The sequence below is a fragment of the Mediterraneibacter agrestimuris genome, assembly GCF_943193195.1.
In the GTDB taxonomy this organism is placed as follows: domain Bacteria; phylum Bacillota; class Clostridia; order Lachnospirales; family Lachnospiraceae; genus Schaedlerella; species Schaedlerella agrestimuris.
Genome location: NZ_CALPDG010000059.1, coordinates 1 through 16,710 on the forward strand (window position 1 = coordinate 1; position 16,710 = coordinate 16,710).

19 protein-coding genes and 1 pseudogene are annotated in these 16,710 nt (G+C 49.1%); all 20 read left to right on the forward strand.

All coding sequences use genetic code 11. From position 1 onward, the window contains the following. Positions 1-149 precede the first annotated feature (149 nt). The 20 genes and pseudogenes from NFS18_RS17345 (at position 150) to NFS18_RS19840 (ending at position 16,666) form a co-directional block, all read left to right on the forward strand. Positions 150-521, forward strand: coding sequence for a cysteine-rich VLP protein (locus NFS18_RS17345; RefSeq protein ID WP_251392553.1), 372 nt, complete (start codon positions 150-152; stop codon positions 519-521). Positions 522-659: 138 nt separating this feature from the next. After that, on the forward strand, positions 660-1,169 hold the full coding sequence (locus NFS18_RS17350; protein ID WP_251392555.1) for a hypothetical protein: 510 nt from the start codon (positions 660-662) through the stop codon (positions 1,167-1,169). Positions 1,170-1,180: 11 nt separating this feature from the next. Continuing rightward, positions 1,181-1,819, forward strand: coding sequence for a hypothetical protein (locus tag NFS18_RS17355; protein ID WP_251392557.1), 639 nt, complete (start codon positions 1,181-1,183; stop codon positions 1,817-1,819). A gap of 11 nt (positions 1,820-1,830) precedes the next feature. Further along, on the forward strand, positions 1,831-2,778 hold the full coding sequence (locus NFS18_RS17360) for a DUF4316 domain-containing protein (protein WP_251392574.1): 948 nt from the start codon (positions 1,831-1,833) through the stop codon (positions 2,776-2,778). A 159-nt stretch (positions 2,779-2,937) separates the two neighbouring features. After that, positions 2,938-3,480, forward strand: a complete 543-nt coding sequence (locus NFS18_RS17365) for a hypothetical protein (RefSeq protein ID WP_331477748.1) — start codon at positions 2,938-2,940, stop codon at positions 3,478-3,480. Further along, positions 3,477-3,821, forward strand: coding sequence for a plasmid mobilization protein (locus tag NFS18_RS17370; protein WP_251392559.1), 345 nt, complete (start codon positions 3,477-3,479; stop codon positions 3,819-3,821). Before NFS18_RS17365 ends, NFS18_RS17370 begins: the two co-directional genes overlap by 4 nt. A gap of 140 nt (positions 3,822-3,961) precedes the next feature. Then, positions 3,962-4,252 (forward strand): CD1845 family protein, encoded by a 291-nt coding sequence (locus NFS18_RS17375; protein ID WP_251392560.1) that lies wholly within the window; start codon positions 3,962-3,964, stop codon positions 4,250-4,252. An 86-nt stretch (positions 4,253-4,338) separates the two neighbouring features. Continuing rightward, a complete protein-coding gene (locus tag NFS18_RS17380; protein WP_251392561.1) occupies positions 4,339-4,851 on the forward strand; it encodes a DUF3849 domain-containing protein in 513 nt (170 codons plus the stop codon). A 33-nt stretch (positions 4,852-4,884) separates the two neighbouring features. Then, positions 4,885-6,294: a relaxase/mobilization nuclease domain-containing protein gene (locus NFS18_RS17385; protein ID WP_251392562.1), complete on the forward strand. Its 1,410-nt coding sequence runs from the start codon at positions 4,885-4,887 to the stop codon at positions 6,292-6,294. Between the two features lie 273 nt (positions 6,295-6,567). Next, entirely contained in the window at positions 6,568-6,735 is a 168-nt protein-coding gene (locus tag NFS18_RS17390; protein WP_251392563.1) for a helix-turn-helix domain-containing protein, read from the forward strand. Positions 6,736-6,796: 61 nt separating this feature from the next. After that, positions 6,797-7,504, forward strand: coding sequence for a response regulator transcription factor (locus NFS18_RS17395; RefSeq protein ID WP_251392564.1), 708 nt, complete (start codon positions 6,797-6,799; stop codon positions 7,502-7,504). Continuing rightward, positions 7,476-8,507, forward strand: a complete 1,032-nt coding sequence (locus tag NFS18_RS17400) for a sensor histidine kinase (protein ID WP_251392565.1) — start codon at positions 7,476-7,478, stop codon at positions 8,505-8,507. The genes NFS18_RS17395 and NFS18_RS17400 overlap by 29 nt, the downstream gene beginning before the upstream one ends. A 141-nt stretch (positions 8,508-8,648) precedes the next feature. Further along, positions 8,649-9,314: an ABC transporter ATP-binding protein gene (locus tag NFS18_RS17405; RefSeq protein WP_251392566.1), complete on the forward strand. Its 666-nt coding sequence runs from the start codon at positions 8,649-8,651 to the stop codon at positions 9,312-9,314. A gap of 12 nt (positions 9,315-9,326) precedes the next feature. Next, positions 9,327-11,840 carry an ABC transporter permease gene (locus NFS18_RS17410; protein WP_251392567.1) on the forward strand — a complete coding sequence of 838 codons (2,514 nt, stop codon included), beginning with the start codon at positions 9,327-9,329 and terminating at the stop codon, positions 11,838-11,840. A gap of 88 nt (positions 11,841-11,928) precedes the next feature. Continuing rightward, a pseudogene (locus NFS18_RS17415) lies at positions 11,929-12,300 on the forward strand (ATP-binding cassette domain-containing protein); the annotation flags it as partial. Positions 12,301-12,308: 8 nt separating this feature from the next. Then, positions 12,309-12,977: an S-adenosylmethionine synthetase gene (locus NFS18_RS17420; protein WP_331477750.1), complete on the forward strand. Its 669-nt coding sequence runs from the start codon at positions 12,309-12,311 to the stop codon at positions 12,975-12,977. Positions 12,978-12,989: 12 nt separating this feature from the next. Continuing rightward, positions 12,990-14,237, forward strand: a complete 1,248-nt coding sequence (locus NFS18_RS17425; RefSeq protein ID WP_251392569.1) for a site-specific DNA-methyltransferase — start codon at positions 12,990-12,992, stop codon at positions 14,235-14,237. Positions 14,238-14,353: 116 nt separating this feature from the next. After that, complete coding sequence (locus NFS18_RS17430) at positions 14,354-16,138, forward strand: transposase (protein ID WP_251392571.1); 1,785 nt, start codon at positions 14,354-14,356, stop codon at positions 16,136-16,138. A gap of 203 nt (positions 16,139-16,341) precedes the next feature. Beyond that, on the forward strand, positions 16,342-16,584 hold the full coding sequence (locus tag NFS18_RS17435) for an excisionase (protein WP_251392572.1): 243 nt from the start codon (positions 16,342-16,344) through the stop codon (positions 16,582-16,584). Further along, on the forward strand, positions 16,547-16,666 hold the full coding sequence (locus NFS18_RS19840; RefSeq protein ID WP_251392573.1) for an integrase DNA-binding domain-containing protein: 120 nt from the start codon (positions 16,547-16,549) through the stop codon (positions 16,664-16,666). Before NFS18_RS17435 ends, NFS18_RS19840 begins: the two co-directional genes overlap by 38 nt. Positions 16,667-16,710 lie beyond the last annotated feature (44 nt).

The window sequence follows — 16,710 nt, forward strand, 5'->3', positions numbered from 1 at the left end:
GCCCTTCTGAAAGAGGGCCGCGTTTCCATGTCCGGGCTTTACAGCGAAAAGACAGGAAAGACCTATGACGCCGTGGTGCTGCTGGATGATACAGGCGGAAAATATGTGAATTTCAAGCTGGAATTTCCGGCTAAGAAAGGCAGGAGAAAATGAATGGGCAGCCCTCACGGGAATTAACCAGGCAGGAACGGGCAAGGGTCCGAAGGCTGGTAACAGACCTATGTGCCAACCATGACAATCAGGATAGGCTCTGCCTCCCCTTAGACTGCCCCTGTTATATGCTGCATAAATGGTGGACCGGCTCTTTCTGCCGGTACTTTCAGGAGGCGGTGCTGCCGGTGGACCCGGCGCTGGAATCTGCCATTACCGGCGAGGACACTTCCCTGAAACAGAAAACATGCCTGGTCTGTGGGAAAGCCTATCTGCCTACTACCAGCCAGGCGTATTGTTCGGATTCCTGCCGCGCCTTTGCCAGACGGAAATCCGAGCGGGAACGCAAGCGCCGGAGCAGGAAAAATTAAGGGTAATATGTCCGCAACTTAACCAAAAAGAGGCTTGATTTTCAAGGCTTTCGGGGCCCGCTTTGAAGGGCGGCTGTATAAGAATACTCTGACGCCCCAAACGGGTCTAAGTTGCGGACAAATCAATGGACGGGAGGGATGCGGATAGAAAAGACAGCGATTACAAAAGAGCTTATGCGGATTGGTACCAGGAGGCAGCAGATTGATAACCGGCGCTTTATGTATAACCCGAAAACCGGCATATTGGTCTTAGGTTATCAGTATGCAGCTACAAGTACAATGGTTTCCAGCCATGCCAACGAACTGGCCGACGCCGGAATTACAAAAGGCTATGATGATTTTGTCCGGGGCTGGATCGGCACTGGTGGGGACTATCCCAAAGGGGTGATCCACTTTGCCCCCTGTGTGGATAAGAGAAATACTACGCTGTTTGACCGGGCTTTTGACACACTGGAAATGTTCAAGGAAAACGGTGCGCTGGCGGGCACAGTGGTCCGTGGCTTCGGGGAAAGCTGGGAGCAGCCGTTATCCGATATTTTTACGGATATGCGGGAACCGGAGCAGAAACCCTCTGTCCGCAGGCAGCTAAAGAAACAGCCGGAGGCAAAAGCCACCCGGCAGAAAACGAATCATCAACAGGAACGATAGGAGGCGATTTTTTGAATATCAATACGATCACAGCCGATGACCTGCGGCGCATGGAAGGCAAAGACGGCCTGATCTTACAGGGCTGCGGCGGGGATCTGAAGGAATGGGTGGACGGGATCAATGAGATGTTCACCGAAGCGGGCATTTTGAAGGATGGCAGTAAATTTGAGGATGTTTCCACTTTCCAGTATGGGGAGCTTACCTGTCTGCTCTATCCTTTCGAGGACATAAAGCTGGACATTGGGAAACTTGCCATGTGGCGTTTGCAGACCCATGATACTTTCGGCGGCACATGGCTGTCCGATTTTGTACCGAACCGTTTGGGCGGCTTTATCGGGGAGCCTTCGCCGGAGCCGGAAAAACCGGATTGTGCGCTGATCGGCCAGGACGGCAATATCTTCAATCTGGTAGGCATTGCTGCCCGTACACTGCGGGAGCATGCCCTGAAGGACCAGGCAAAGGAAATGAAGGACCGGGTGTTTGCTTGCGGCAGTTACGGGGAGGCGCTTTGTATCATTGGGGAGTATGTCAATATCACGGATTCCGAAGCGGAGCCGGAGCACAGACCTTCTCTCCGGCAGCAGATAAAAGACGCAAAGCAGACGGAGACGCCCCAAAAGCAGAAACCAGCAAAACAGCAGGAACGATAAGGAGGATCAGAATGGGAAACGAAACAACCTACGGTGTATGGGCGGTGCGCAGCGGCGCTTCTATCTTCGGCCATGCCGAGGCGTGGTGCAAGGAAGATGGAAAGCCTTTGGAATTTGATACCCACGGGGCTGCGGAGGCTTATGCCAGGGAAATGAACATCAAGACTACCGCCAATGTCCATTATTACGCACAGGAGAAAGAACCGGAGCCGGGCGCCATCAGAAAGACTTCCGCACAGGCACAGCCGGATTTGGATTCCCGCGCCCATGAAGAAATGACACCGAGAAATGACGCGGCAGAAAAGCGGAACGAGATTCCCGGCAGACAGATCATACCGGAGACGGACCCCTTGGTGGAAATCCGCTCTGTGGTCCACAGCAACTATGCGGGCATGGTCGCCATGCTGGGTGCGGATAACCGGGTGTACCTGGGACGTGAGGAACGCTGCCACCATCAGGATATGCAGGCATCCTATTATGACAATCAGGACGGCTCCCTGTGCTTTGTCTGTGACCAGCCAGATATGTACTATTTTCTTTATGGGGAGGGCTGGGCGCATACCCAGGCGGAAATGCTGGAGCGCGGCCTTACCCTGCGCCAGTATGAGGAATTTGCGAGGCTCCGGGACGGCGTGCTCTCACAGTTTACACCGAGCCGGGAAATCCTGTTCGCCGGGCAGCCCTTCCAGGTGCCGGAGAGCTATCTGCGCAATGCGGAACTCTACGAGGAAGGACAGACCGGAAACTATAATATGCTGGATGGCCGCCTGGATAATGAGCCGCCGGAACACCCTGACTTAACGGACGGCCAGACCTATGAGGAAATCCAGGAGCTTGTACCGGAGACTTTGCCGGAGGAATCTGCTAAGAAACCTTCCCTGATGGAACGGCTGAAGGCGGACCGCCCGGAGCATGAGGCAAGGCAGGCCTTCCCTCCCGTGCCGGAAAGGGAAAGGTAACATATGGGATTAAAATTTGAAGATATGGACATCCTGGATTCCCTGGGGAAGATCGTGGAGCTGAACACCCGCCACTACAAGGATGACTTTGATTTGGATAAAGAGTTGATTCCGAAGCTGGCCATATCGGAGGACCCGGAGGACCGGCGGCTCCTCTGGATGTCGAGGCCGTGCGGCACCTATACTCTCCGGGAGCGGGAGGCCTATCTGGAGGGGAGCTATGAGAACAATGTGTGGAGATTCTACCATGAGCAGACAAGGGACACGGTGCTGGCCTATGCCCTGATCCTGAAAGGCGTGCAGGACGGCAAAGTGGCCGGGGATATTTACCCGCTGGACTATGCGGCCCATGTGGAGCAGGTGAAGCGGCTGACCTGTCCGATCGAGAAAGTGGAGGCTGTCTTTGAGGATGGGGAAAGGCTTACGCTTCCCTACCATAACTACAAGGCGCTCATAAGCGTCCTTGCGCAGGAACATGGCAGGGCAAAATCCATCCGCTATGAGCCGGAAAGCAGCCGGGAGCTTTCGGTGATCCTGGAGCGGGAAAGATTCAAGCGGTCCTACCATGCCGTGCCCGGTGATATGAAGGAATATATGGACGGACTGAAAAGGAGCACGTTCCGTGGAAAACTGAAAGAGGCGCAGGCGGCAGCCGCTTCCAACCGGAAACCATCTTCCCATAAAAAGGAGCCGGAACGATGAAGGGCGGGCATAACAAAAAATCCGTCCGGGTGGAGTTCGTCATGTCTGAACAGGAGGCGGAGCTGGTAAAGGGGCGCATGGCGGAGCTCGGCATTACCAACCTCTCCGCATATCTCCGCAAGATGGCGGTAGACGGTTATATCATCCATCTGGATATGAGCGACATCCAGGAAATGATACGGCTCCTTCGTATCTGCTCCAATAACTTAAACCAATATACCAGACGCGCCAATGAGACCGGCAGTATTTACGCTGCCGATATGAATGATCTGCGCACCCGACTGGACAGTTTGTGGGATGGCATGGATAAGCTGCTTAGGGGATTTGCGAACATTTCGTAAACAGGAAAAAACGCCGTTGCTTTCCGGAAACCGGCACGGTAGAATTTTTATGGGACATAGTTTGCCCTGGTGGAACAGCCTTCGGGCATATCTGTATGTCCGGGAAAAGCAGGAAACGGAAAAGAAAAGGAGGCGGGCGTATGCGTCTGATATGTAAGCTGTTGGCACTTCCCTTTGTAGTGGTTACAGGTATTTTATATTTGGTATGCAAGTTTCTGGTGGTAGTTTCCGGCACCGTGCTGGGGGTTCTGTCGGGGATCGTATTTCTGGCGGCGCTGGTGCTGTTCTTCGCAGCCGGGTTCTGGCCGGGGCTTTCCTGGCTGGTGATCGCGTTCCTGATCAGCCCCTATGGTCTGCCAATGGCGGCGGCCTGGCTGACCGGAATGATCGGCGGCGTGAACGGTGCGCTCAAGGATTTCATATTTGGTTAAACAGTTTCGGCGGGGCGCATTGGCTGTCCCGCCCTTTTTTTAATACGGCTGCCGGCTGTGGCAGCTTTTTGACTGGAGGGATTTGATTGAAAGATACAACACCGGTTTATTTTCATTCTGCTGCCTATGCGCATGAGCATGGGGAGTTGGACCAGTACCACGCTTCCCACAAAGCAAACATTGCGTGCAGGGAGGCAATCGAACAGGCTATTGCGGATAACTACCGGGACAACCGTTTAGGCATGGCATGTGTGCAGCAGGTCTTACAACAGTTTGATCCTGACCGGATTTTTTATGTCCTTGCCAACACGGTCCGGCAGAAAGATTACGACGGGCGCATTTCACGGGACAACAAGGCATGGGCGCAGACGGTTCCGGTCTGTGAGGATAAGGATGGTTTCGGATATGACAGGAATGTCTGCTTTATCGTGGACCGCTGCAATCCCGGCCTTACCGACCTGTTCCTTGCACAGGCAAGGCGGGAGTGTGTGCAGGCACAGGAGCAGAGACCTTCTGTCCGTGACAGCCTGAATAAAAGCGCCGGGCAGCAGGCGGCGCATGGTGACAGACCGAAAATGAAAAAAGAACAGGCGCGGTGACAGGAGCAGGCTTTACAGTAAGGGGGTGATGGGATGGCGACCACACGGCTCATGCCGCTGCATGCCGGGAAAGGCCGGGATGTCTCCACGGCGATTGCGGACATCATTGACTATGTGGAGAATCCGCAGAAAACAGATTTTGGAAAATTCATTTATGGGTATGAGTGTGATACCCGGATTGCCGATGCGGAGTTCCTTCTGTCGAAAAGACAGTATGCGAACCTGACCGGACGTGACCGGGGCGCGGATGATGTGATCGCCTACCATCTCCGGCAGGCGTTCAAGCCCAGCGAGGTCACGCCGGAAGAAGCGAACCGGATCGGGCGGGAGCTGGCATTGAAGCTGACGAAAGGAAACCATGCTTTTGTTGTCTGTACCCATGTGGATAAACACCATGTCCATAACCACATCATCATAAACTCTACCACGCTGGACTGTCAGAAAAAGTTCCGCAACTTCTGGGGCTCCACCTGGGCGATCCGGCGCATGAACGACAAGCTGTGCCTGGAGCATGGGCTTTCCATTGTAGAAAATCCGAAGCCCAGCCGCGACCATTACGGCACATGGATGGGAAGTCAGAAACAGCCTTCCCATCAGGAGCAGCTACGTGGGGCTATTGACGCAGCCCTGGAAGAAAAGCCGAAAGACTTTGAAGAACTTTTAAAAAAGCTGGAGGCGGCTGGGATTGAAGTCAACCAAGAGCGGAAGTACCTCCGTTTTCGCCTGTCACCGGAGGATCGATATACCCGGTGTGACACGCTAAAGGGCGACTATACCGAGCAGGCCATCAAAGAACGGATCGCCGGCACCCGGACAGTGAAGCCACGCCGTACCTCTCCACAAAAGCCGGTCTCCAAAGTCGGGCTGCTGGTGGATATTGAGGCGACAATCCGTTCTGGCAAAGGTTCAGGGTATGAACGCTGGGCGAAGGTTTTTAACTTAAAACAGCTTTCCCAGGCGGTGATCTATCTCAAAGAGCATGGCGATATGAGCTATGAGGATTTGCAGAAAAAATCAGATGCCGCTACCGCCAGCTTCAATGCGCTGTCGGTACAGATCAAGGAACTTGAATCGCAGATGACCGCCAACGGGGAGCTGCAGAAACAGATTGTAAATTATGCCAAGACGCGGGCGGTCTATGTGGAGTATCGAAAGGCTGGATATAGCAAAAAATTCCGTGCGGCGCATGAGACGGAAATTCTTCTGCACCAGGCGGCGAAAAAATACTTTGACGAGCTGGGGATCACAAAACTGCCCTCCGTCAAATCTCTGCGGGAGGAATATGCCGGACTTCTGGAACAGAAACGGAAAGTCTATTCTTCTTACAAACAGGCCAGAGCTGATATGAAAGAACTCTATAATGTCCGGGCAAATGTGGAGCATTTGCTGGACATTCCTACCGGACGGGAACCGCAGAGGGAATCGCAGAAGTCACGGCAATAGGGTTCCTTCTGTTTTCCGTTTTCAGCGTTCCAACGGAACGCGCAGCCATCACCGCAGGTGATGATCTCAGGGGTTTGGGGACATGTCACCAACAAGCATTTTGGCAGGAATACCGGGAACGGATTCCTGCCAAAATACGCAATCTTACGGAAGATTGCATTGCTTGCCAGTAGTTTTGAGAACCTCTATTTAGGATTTGTTCACAAGGATGTCATTGCTATTATTCGGTTGACCGACTATAATAAAAATACGATTTTTAGTAGGAGGTTAGCTATGTTTGAATATATGACGGTACAAGAGGCTGCAAAGAAATGGGACTTATCTGAGCGCCGGGTGCAGAAACTATGTTCGGAAAACCGGATTGACGGTGTAATCCACCTTAGCCGGCTCTGGCTGATACCCCAAAGCGCGGAAAAACCGGCTGATAAAAGGAAAAAATAATTTTTTCGTGAGGTTTCTGTGACATTTGGGTGTTACGCTGAATGTGAAGGAGTGTGATAGGATGCGTATTTTAGTAGTTGAGGACGACCACCTCTTGAATCATACCTTATGCTACAACTTAAACGCTGCGGGATATACGGTGGATTCCGCATTGACAAAACAGGAGGCAGAAGATTTTCTGGCGAAGCAGGACTATGATCTGATTGTGCTGGATGTGAATCTGCCGGACGGGAATGGTTTTGATTTCTGCCGGGAGGCAAAGAAACGCTGCCCTGATACGGCGGTGATCTTCCTGACCGCAAACGACATGGAAAGCGATATGCTGAAAGGCTACGAGCTGGGCGCGGAGGATTATGTGACAAAGCCATTCCCCATGAGTGTCTTTCAAAAAAAGCTGGCGGTGGTGCTGGGGCGGCTTGAAAAGCAATCCGGCGGCGACTGTTATGAGGACGGTGCGCTGACAATCAATTTTTCGGAAATGACTGCCGCCCTTTCCGGCAAGCCGTTGGTGTTCACCCCTCTGGAATACCGGCTCTTAAAGGTCTTAACGAAAAATCCGCAGATTGTTTTGACAAGGCAGGTACTTCTTGAAAAATTGTGGGATGCGGATGGCAACTTTGTGGACGAACACGCCCTGACCGCTGCAATCAGCCGGGTACGGAACAAAATAGAAACAGATGGCCGCCAGTATATCAAGACTGTGTACGGTATGGGCTATATGTGGATTGGAGGTCACAGAAATGAATATGCGAAAGCTCTCTATCAATAAAGTTTGCATTTTTTTAGGAGTTCTTTTGCTGTTGGCAACAGGATTCATTTCTGCCTCTGTTTATGTGCTGACACAGAACATGGCTGCCGTTTGGTGTGTATTCCTGTTCAGTCTTTTCGTACTGCTCTGCGTCGTTTGCTTTGTGGCGCTGATTCGCCGGAAGCTGGTAAAGTTTTCCGATACCTTTTGCGTCATGCTGGACGATATGCTGTCCGGGGCCGAACAGCCACGGCAGGCCATAGAGGAAGAAAGCCTGTTTTATAAAATCAATTTCCGTCTTGGTCGGTTGTATGAGGTCATGCAGGAAAATAAAAACAGTATCACGAAAGAGCGGACCGAACTGCAGGAATTGATTTCTGACATCTCCCACCAAGTAAAAACACCGATCGCGAACCTGAAAATGATTAACAGTACCCTGACAGAGCAGGAAGTTCCGGTACAGAAACAAAAGGAATTTCTGGCGGCACAGGCCGGCCAGATTGACAAACTGGACTTTCTTATGCAGGCCATGATAAAGACCTCTCGGCTGGAAACAGGCGTTATCTCTCTGGAAAAAAAGGAACAGCCGATTTATGACACCCTTGCGGCTGCACTGGGCGGCATCTTGCTGGATGCCGAAAAGAAACAAATCGATATCCAGGTGGATTGTTCGGAGCATTTGGCGGCATGTCATGATCGGAAGTGGACGGGCGAAGCGCTGTTTAACATTCTGGACAATGCTGTAAAGTACACACCGGCAGGCGGTCAAATCCGTGTGCAGGTGGAGGCATGGGAAATGTATTTGAAGATTGACATTGCCGACACCGGCATTGGAATTCCAGAGCAGCACCAGGGAACAATCTTCAAACGGTTTTATCGGGAGGACGCTGTACATGATGTAGATGGGATCGGGATTGGGCTGTATCTAACTCGTGAAATTATATCCTTGCAGGGTGGATATATCCGGGTAGCCTCGGAGGTTGGGAAAGGCTCTGTCTTTTCCGTTTTCCTGCTCCGAAAGTAAGCGAAACGCTCCAATATTTGAAATGTCACAGGATTGTGACATTTGGGACCGGATTTTGCTGAAGTTTCTTGTTGTTCGTGACATTTCTGTGAGGTTTGGCTGTTATGATGGATTTATCAAAACGAAAGGATGGTGCTTTAAATGAGCATTTTACAAACGACTGACCTGAAAAAATACTATGGTACAAAGCCAAACATCACTAAGGCCCTGGACGGTGTGACCCTCTCGATTGGGGAGGGGGAGTTTGTTGCGATTGTCGGCACTTCCGGCAGTGGTAAGTCCACGCTGCTCAATATGATGGGCGGTCTGGACACGCCAACATCCGGCAACATCAAAGTGAAAGGAAAAGAGTTATCTAAATTTAACGATGAACAGCTCACGATTTTCCGCCGAAGGCAGATCGGCTTTATCTTCCAGAACTACAATCTCGTTCCCGTGCTAAATGTTTACGAGAATATCGTACTGCCTGTGGAGCTGGACGGCGATAAGGTAGACAAGAAATTTATGGGTGAAGTGGTGCGGATGCTGGCGTTGGAAGATAAGCTGAACAATCTGCCAAATAACCTTTCTGGCGGCCAACAGCAGCGTGTCGCTATCGCCCGCGCTTTGGTTTCCAAGCCTGCTATCGTTTTGGCTGACGAACCAACCGGTAATCTTGACAGCCGAACCAGCAGCGACGTATTGGGGCTTTTGAAAGTTACCAGTCAGAAATTTCACCAGACCCTTGTAATGATTACTCATAATAACGAGATCGCACAGCTTGCCGACCGTATCATTCGGATTGAAGATGGAAAGATCGCACAGTAAGGGGGCGGAAATATGAATGATATTCTATTTGGCAACAATAATAAATCTACATTGAATCTTCTGACGAAGCGTTCATTGAAAGCCCGAAAAAATACGATTGCCGTTTTAGCGATCATGCTTGCCACGCTTTTGTTTACCAGCTTGTTTACCATTGCAGTCAGTTTGCAGGCTGCCATGCAGGAAAGCAATATGAGAACCATCGGGACATCGGCGCATGGGGGCGTGAAGCATATTTCATGGGACGAGTATGAATCGCTGGCAGCCGACCCGGACCTTAAAGAAACTGGCTATTCCGTCATTATCGGAGACGCGGCCGGGAGCAGTTTCCATAAAACACCTACCGAGGTACGCTATGCAGATGCGGTCTATGCCGATCTGACCTTCAACAGCCCGGATACTGGACGCCTTCCAGAGCAGAAAAACGAAATTGCCACCAACCGTATCGTCCTGGCGGCGATGGGGCTGCCGGATGAAATCGGCACACAGGTGGATTTGTCCTTTACCACGGATACAGGCACCTTTACCGACACGTTTACTTTATGCGGGGTCTGGGATGGCGACGCAGTTGCTTATCGTCAGACTATTCTTCTGTCCAAGGAATATGCGGAAGATGTTGCGCCCGTTGTCCGTGGGGAGACAGATGGAACGATCAGCGAATCTACAGGCTATATTGACGTGGTTATGATGGTGCCTGCGGAATGGAATATGGAAAAGCAGCTATTGGAAGTGACGTCACGGTACGGCCTGGAGGAACGGGTCAGTATCAATGAAGCCTACGGGACTGCAACGGTCAGCCTTTCCTCCATACTTCCCCTTGTGGCAGGGATTGGGGTTATCTTTATCGCAGGCTATCTTCTGATCTATAATGTGTTTTATATCTCCATAGCACAGGACATTCGCTTTTATGGGATGCTAAAAACTCTGGGAACAACCGCAAGGCAGATACGCAAAATTGTCTATAAAAAGGCAGTCAGGCTCTCCCTTGTGGGGATTCCTCTGGGCTTGTTACTTGGCTGGCCTATTGGCCGTCTGCTGCTTCCCGTGATCGTCGATATGCTGACAGATGATATGCGCGTAGTTACTACCGCAAATCCGGTGATTTTCCTGGTGGCGGTTGTCTTATCTCTGATTACGGTTTTCATTAGCTGTCGAAAACCCGCTGCGCTTGCGGCCAAAGTTTCCCCAATGGAGGCGCTTCACTATGTGGAGCAAAACGGGGCGAAAAAGAAACAGCGGCGCAGTAAACAGATCAGCGCTGCCATGATGGCGAAAAACAATCTCGGACGTAACAAGAAAAAGGTAACAATCGTCACTTTGTCATTTGCACTCAGCATTGTTCTTTTGAACAGTGTCTATACCTATGTGACCTCATTTGACTTTGACAAATTTGTTGCGGATTTCAGTTTGACGGATTTCACCGTTTCCGACACGACGGTTATTAACAGCTATGCCCCTTATAATACGGCAAATGTAAGCCAGGACTTTATCAGTCAGGCGGAAAGTCTGGATGGTCTTGAAGATATAGGGAGCGTCTATCTGTGGACTTCCAAACAGCCCCTTTCCGAAAGCAATCTTGCACGTTTACAGGAGCTTGCAGCTTCTTCAAACGCAGTAGCGAATGACCTGGGCAATTATATGGTGCGGAAGGAACATGGAGTTAATGTCTATGGGTTGGACGATTTTCCGGCAGAGTATATACAGGTTTTGGACGGCGAGCTGAATATGGAAAAGTGGAAAGCCGGAACCGGTGTGTATGTGACGCCTTTGCGGATGATGGACGACGGTACTCTCTGCTTGTACCAACCGGGCGATCAGATCAGCGTACAGCAGCTTGACGGCACAAGCAAAGCATATGAAGTGCTTGCCGTGGTGGACATTCCAAGGGCACTGGAGACTCCTTTGCATGTAGACATGGGTATGGAATACATTTTCCCAAAAGAAGAACTGCTTGGGAATATGGTCGCCGCAGATCAACCGGCTATGAAAACCATATTTAATGTGGATGATGAAAACCTGCTTGTCGCTGAAAATTGGCTGAAAAATTATACCGCAAATACCGACACAGCTTTGGACTACTTTTCCAAAGTTGTCCTGCGCCAGTCTTTTGACGGTATGATAAATATGTACCGTCTCGTGGGCGGCGTACTCTGCGCGATACTGGCGCTGATTGGTATTTTGAACTTTATTAACTCTATGACGACCTCCATTCTGTCACGGCACAAAGAAATTGCTATGCTGCAATCGGTGGGCATGACGGGCAGACAGGTGAAACAGATGTTAATGTATGAGGGCATTGGCTATTCTGTCCTGGGGTTTTTGTGTTCCCTGATACTCTCCGTTGTGGGGAGCGTGACAGTGGTTCGGATGATGGGCGCAGAATTAACCTATTTCACATGGCATTTTACCCTGACACCTGTATTCCTTTGTATGATTCCGTTGATTATAATAACTGCCTTAGTACCGCTTTTCTGCTACAACAAAATGGCACAGAAAACGGTGGTGGAACGGCTGCGCATTGCTGAATAAAATATGCGCAAACGAAACAGCCATCCGAAAGGATGGCTGTATAAGGCACTTCATAAATAGCGAGTGCTACCAAAAAGGAGGTAATATTTTGGACTATGTTCTCAAAGCAAATGCTTTGACAAAAATTTACGGCCATCATAAGGCATTAGACAATTTTTCCATGCACATTCCCCAAGGTGCAATTTATGGACTGGTAGGAAAAAACGGAGCCGGTAAGACGACCCTGCTCCGGCTGATCTGCGGTTTGCAGGAAGCGACTTCCGGGGAGTATACGCTTTACGGAATCAGCAGCCGGAAACATGAAATCCTGGATGCCAGAAAAGAAATGGGAGCGGTCATTGAAACCCCGGCTATCTATCTTGATATGTCAGCGACCGGGAACTTAAAGGAACAGTACCGCGTTCTGGGTATACGCACTTTTGACACAATCCCGCAGCTATTGAAAATGGTAGGCTTGCAGTAGAGGTTTTGATTGGACATGGCGTGTGTCATGCGATTATTGAAACAACAGCTGGTATCAATAAAAATGCAGTGAAAAGTGCCATTAAGCGTATTGCAGGAAGAGTAAAATGCGATATTGTAATAGTTCCGCAGGATGAGCATTTGTCTAAGAATCAATCTAAAGGTTTCCGTTGTGGTGACAATGGTATTTTTAAGGGAGTGCCACTTACAGATGAACAGAAACAGATGTCGAAAATTGCGAAAGAAATCTACAGTCGATATCCTTATGATGGAAAATATATTTTGGATGAAGCAAGACTGATTATCTGTCAGAGCAATGTGAAAAGTGAAGAACTGCAGCAGAGATACTATTACGCAGAAGTGAATCCGTTGGGAGATTGGATCGGTGGCATCAATGTAGATACGGGTGCTGCTAACAGAAAGCTTGGTTCTGATATGGCGGATTCCGTAACAGGTGGTGGTCTTCACGGTAAGGACTTATCTAAAGCGGATGTATCAGTAAATATCTACGCATTCCTAAAAGCACAGAGAACTGGAAATCCGGTCACCCTTTGCTGTGCGATTGGAGATAATACAATTGATGGTATTCCATATTCGGAAATTGTAAGCCAAGCAAAAGAATATATAGACTCCGTTGGTGGATTTGAGAAGTTCGCTGAATGGGGTCTTTTTTAGTGGAGGCGCAGCATGGGGAAAACGACAACAGAAATGAAACTGGTGGCAACCTCTAAACTGATTCCATATGTAAATAATGCAAGAACTCACTCCGGGGAGCAGATAAACAAGCTGCGTTCTTCCCTTCGTGAATTTGGATTTATCAATCCGGTTATTATCGACAGGGAATATAATGTGATTGCCGGTCATGGTCGAATCATGGCTGCAAAGGCAGAGGAGATTGAAGAAGTTCCTTGTGTGTTTGTAGATTATCTGACTGAAGCACAAAAGAAAGCATACATCCTGGCAGACAACCGGATGGCTATGGATGCAGGATGGGATGAAGAACTGTTGCGGGTGGAAATTGAAGCATTACAGGCTGAGGCTTTTGATATTGGTCTGACCGGTTTTGATGATAAGGAAATCGCAGACCTTTTTGCATTAGATGATGATGTGGAAGACGATGACTTTGATGTAGAGGCAGAACTGGAGAAGTCGACTGTAACAAAAGCGGGGGATGTGTGGATACTTGGAAACCACAGACTTATCTGTGGGGACAGCACAAAGGAAGAAACCTATCAGATTCTGATGGAAGACAAAAAAGCGAACCTTGTTGTAACAGATCCTCCTTACAATGTGAATTACGAAGGAAGTGCCGGAAAAATCAAGAACGACAATATGGCAAAAGACAAGTTCTATCAGTTCCTGCTTGATGCCTACACTTGTATGAATAAAGCAATGGCAGATGATGCAAGTATCTATGTGTTTCATGCAGATACAGAAGGGCTTAACTTCAGAAAGGCTTTTGCAGATGCAGGCTTTTATCTTTCTGGTACTTGCATATGGAAGAAACAGAGTTTTGTGCTTGGCAGAAGTCCATATCAGTGGCAGCATGAACCTTGTCTGTTTGGATGGAAGAAGAACGGTAAGCATCAGTGGTATTCCGGCAGAAAAGAAACTACCATATGGGAATTTGATAAGCCGAAGAAGAATGGTGATCATTCAACCATGAAACCAATTCCTCTGATTGCTTATCCAATTAAGAATTCCAGTATGACGAACTGCATCGTTTTGGATCCGTTTGGCGGAAGTGGTTCTACACTGATTGCATGTGAGCAGACAGGAAGAATCTGCAGAACGGTCGAACTGGATGAAAAATTCTGTGATGTTATTGTAAAAAGATATATCGAACAGGTGGGAACAGCGGAAAATGTGTTTGTAATTCGTGACGGTTTGAAGGTTTCGTATGATGACTTGCAGGTTTGTGCCGAAGAAAAATAGTTCACATTTTTTGGATATATTACTTGCAGACTGTCCGAAAACTCCGGAAAAACATGGAGGAAAGGTTCGGGATATGGTATAATTAAACCATTGGAACCACCAAGGAGGATGCAGGCATGGGGTACATTCAAGGAGCAGATCGAAACCAGGTAATCTTATTGCCTGCTACCCTGGATGATTATGTTGGCAGGGATAATGAGGTGCGTGCCATTGATGTATTTATCGATTCACTGGATATATCCCGTATGGGTTTCAAAGCAGCTCCTGCAAAAGAAGACCGTCCCGGTTATGATCCCCGCAATATGCTGAAGCTGTATATGTATGGCTACCTGAACCACATCCGTTCCTCCAGACGGCTGCAGAAGGAGGCATCCCGGAATGTGGAACTGATGTGGCTGCTTAAGAAGGTTGTCCCGGATTTCCGCTGCATTGCAGACTTCCGGAAAGATAATGCAAAAGCAATCAAAGAAGTGTTCAAGGCATTTGTGAAGCTGTGCAACAGGGCAGGGCTGCTTTCACATGAATCAGTAGTGATCGACGGGTCAAAATTTCGTGCGGTAAATGCCGACAATAAAAGCTATGTCAGCAGTAACGCAAAGAAGGTCCTTCTGGATGTGGAGGAAAAGATCAGCAGATACATGAAAGAGCTGGATGAAACAGATACTGCCGAATCCAGGCCGGACGCATTGACGAAAGAAGATATTGCCGGGGTGCTGGATTACCTGGAACACCGGAAGACCCAGCTGACTGAAGCGCTGGAACAGATGGCAGGCAGCGGGGAGAACCATATCTGCACCACTGATCCGGAAAGCCGCCTGATGAAAACGAGGGACGGCATCCGGCCAAGCTTCAACGTGCAGACAGCAGTAGAATCGGAAAATCATCTGATCGTCCATTATGATGTGACGAGTGAATGCACGGACTGGCACCTGCTTGGGGACAGCATTGACGCCTCAAAAGCCGCATTAGGAGTGGAGAACCTTGAAGGCATCGCAGACAGGGGATACAGCAACAATGAGGAAATCCTGCGGTGCCTGCTAAATGGGGATACCCCTACAACGCATCCCAATAAAGGCGAGAAAAGCAGAATGTTCCGGTTTCAGAAAACCGACACGGAAGTGAACGGGGAAATGCTGTCTTCAAAAGACAAAGATACACTTCTTGGGTGCATATCAGCCGGTATGCTGCCCGAGATCCTGCAGCGGGGCGATGTGGAACTGGAAGTAGTGAAACGGCGGGAACAGGGAAGCAGTCTGTATCTGGATAAAGAAACCGGGGAAGTGGTTTCCTATGCAGAAATGAAAGCACAGGGCGGATTGGAGAAAGCGCCTGTGGAAGTCAGGAGGGATCCGCCGTTACAGCCATATTTTGAGCGCGATATTGAAAAAGACATTGTCATCTGTCCGATGGGCCAGACCCTGTTCTACGCAGGCCCGGGACAGCCGAACGGCAAAAAGGATCCCTCCATCCGCAGATATCACAGGCTTTCAGCCTGTCTGAAATGTCCCAACAAATGTACACTGCATAAAAGACGGATCGTTTCATTCAAAGAGGGCGAAACACGGAAAGAGGAAGACTTTTATGAAAAAGCCAGGGAAAACAGGATTGTCCGGAAGACGAGCCGCCGGTTCAAAGTGATCACGTTATCCGAAGAAGAAAGTTCATGGGACGAATGGGTGATCCTGCGGTTCTACCCCAACCAGCAGCATTTACGGAAACGGAACACTGTGGTTGAGCATCCATACGGAACTGTGAAAAGATGGCACGGAGCGGGTTATCTGCTGACAAAAGGAAAGCTGAAGGTCGCCGCTGAAATGGGGCTTTCTTTTCTTGCCTACAATTTCCGAAGAGCGGTAAATCTTCTTGGGGTAAATGGAATAATGGAGATGATTATGGTCTGATACAGGCCTTTTTCTTTTGAAAATGGTTTTCTTTCCGACCAGTACACGAAAAAATACTCCTGCCGCTAGATTGTCACATATAGACAAGTCTCTGGCGGTATTTTCTACACTATTTTTTCTTATTTTTCGGACAGTCTCGTTGCTATTTATGCGTTTTAGAGTGATATATGTTACTACCAAAAGCGAAGAAGGAGGAAGAAACGATGAGCAGACCATCACTAGCAGATAAGGATTTTCTTACCGTCATCGAAACGGCAGAATATTTTGGACTTAGCAGAAGAAAGTTGTTCCGACTGGCGGAGGAGAAGAGTCTGCCTTTTATGGCGATGTACGGCACTCGCAAGTTAATCATTAAAGACGAGTTTATCAAATACTTGAAGAAACCGGGAGTAAAGGAGGGGTTAGCAAATGGCAAGCCAAGGACAAAGAAGAGACTCGAAGCATAGGATTTTACACACTGGCGAATCCATCAGAGCCAACGAAAAATACCAGTATACTATAAATGAGCAAGTTCGTGATTTTGCATAAAAGAAAGACACCTCGATTCCGTGTGTTGTATAATGAAAGTGCCT

Bases quoted from the DNA above. Each gene is read 5' to 3' on its own strand.
- NFS18_RS17405 (WP_251392566.1), top strand. From the start codon at position 8,649: ATGAGCATTTTACAAACGACTGACCTGAAAAAATACTATGGTACAAAG.
- NFS18_RS17345 (WP_251392553.1), top strand. From the start codon at position 150: ATGAATGGGCAGCCCTCACGGGAATTAACCAGGCAGGAACGGGCAAGG.
- NFS18_RS17395 (WP_251392564.1), top strand. From the start codon at position 6,797: ATGCGTATTTTAGTAGTTGAGGACGACCACCTCTTGAATCATACCTTA.
- NFS18_RS17375 (WP_251392560.1), top strand. From the start codon at position 3,962: ATGCGTCTGATATGTAAGCTGTTGGCACTTCCCTTTGTAGTGGTTACA.
- NFS18_RS17430 (WP_251392571.1), top strand. From the start codon at position 14,354: ATGGGGTACATTCAAGGAGCAGATCGAAACCAGGTAATCTTATTGCCT.
- NFS18_RS17385 (WP_251392562.1), top strand. From the start codon at position 4,885: ATGGCGACCACACGGCTCATGCCGCTGCATGCCGGGAAAGGCCGGGAT.
- NFS18_RS17370 (WP_251392559.1), top strand. From the start codon at position 3,477: ATGAAGGGCGGGCATAACAAAAAATCCGTCCGGGTGGAGTTCGTCATG.
- NFS18_RS17365 (WP_331477748.1), top strand. From the start codon at position 2,938: ATGTCGAGGCCGTGCGGCACCTATACTCTCCGGGAGCGGGAGGCCTAT.
- NFS18_RS17410 (WP_251392567.1), top strand. From the start codon at position 9,327: ATGAATGATATTCTATTTGGCAACAATAATAAATCTACATTGAATCTT.
- NFS18_RS17400 (WP_251392565.1), top strand. From the start codon at position 7,476: ATGAATATGCGAAAGCTCTCTATCAATAAAGTTTGCATTTTTTTAGGA.
- NFS18_RS19840 (WP_251392573.1), top strand. From the start codon at position 16,547: ATGGCAAGCCAAGGACAAAGAAGAGACTCGAAGCATAGGATTTTACAC.
- NFS18_RS17360 (WP_251392574.1), top strand. From the start codon at position 1,831: ATGGGAAACGAAACAACCTACGGTGTATGGGCGGTGCGCAGCGGCGCT.
- NFS18_RS17350 (WP_251392555.1), top strand. From the start codon at position 660: ATGCGGATAGAAAAGACAGCGATTACAAAAGAGCTTATGCGGATTGGT.
- NFS18_RS17435 (WP_251392572.1), top strand. From the start codon at position 16,342: ATGAGCAGACCATCACTAGCAGATAAGGATTTTCTTACCGTCATCGAA.
- NFS18_RS17390 (WP_251392563.1), top strand. From the start codon at position 6,568: ATGTTTGAATATATGACGGTACAAGAGGCTGCAAAGAAATGGGACTTA.
- NFS18_RS17425 (WP_251392569.1), top strand. From the start codon at position 12,990: ATGGGGAAAACGACAACAGAAATGAAACTGGTGGCAACCTCTAAACTG.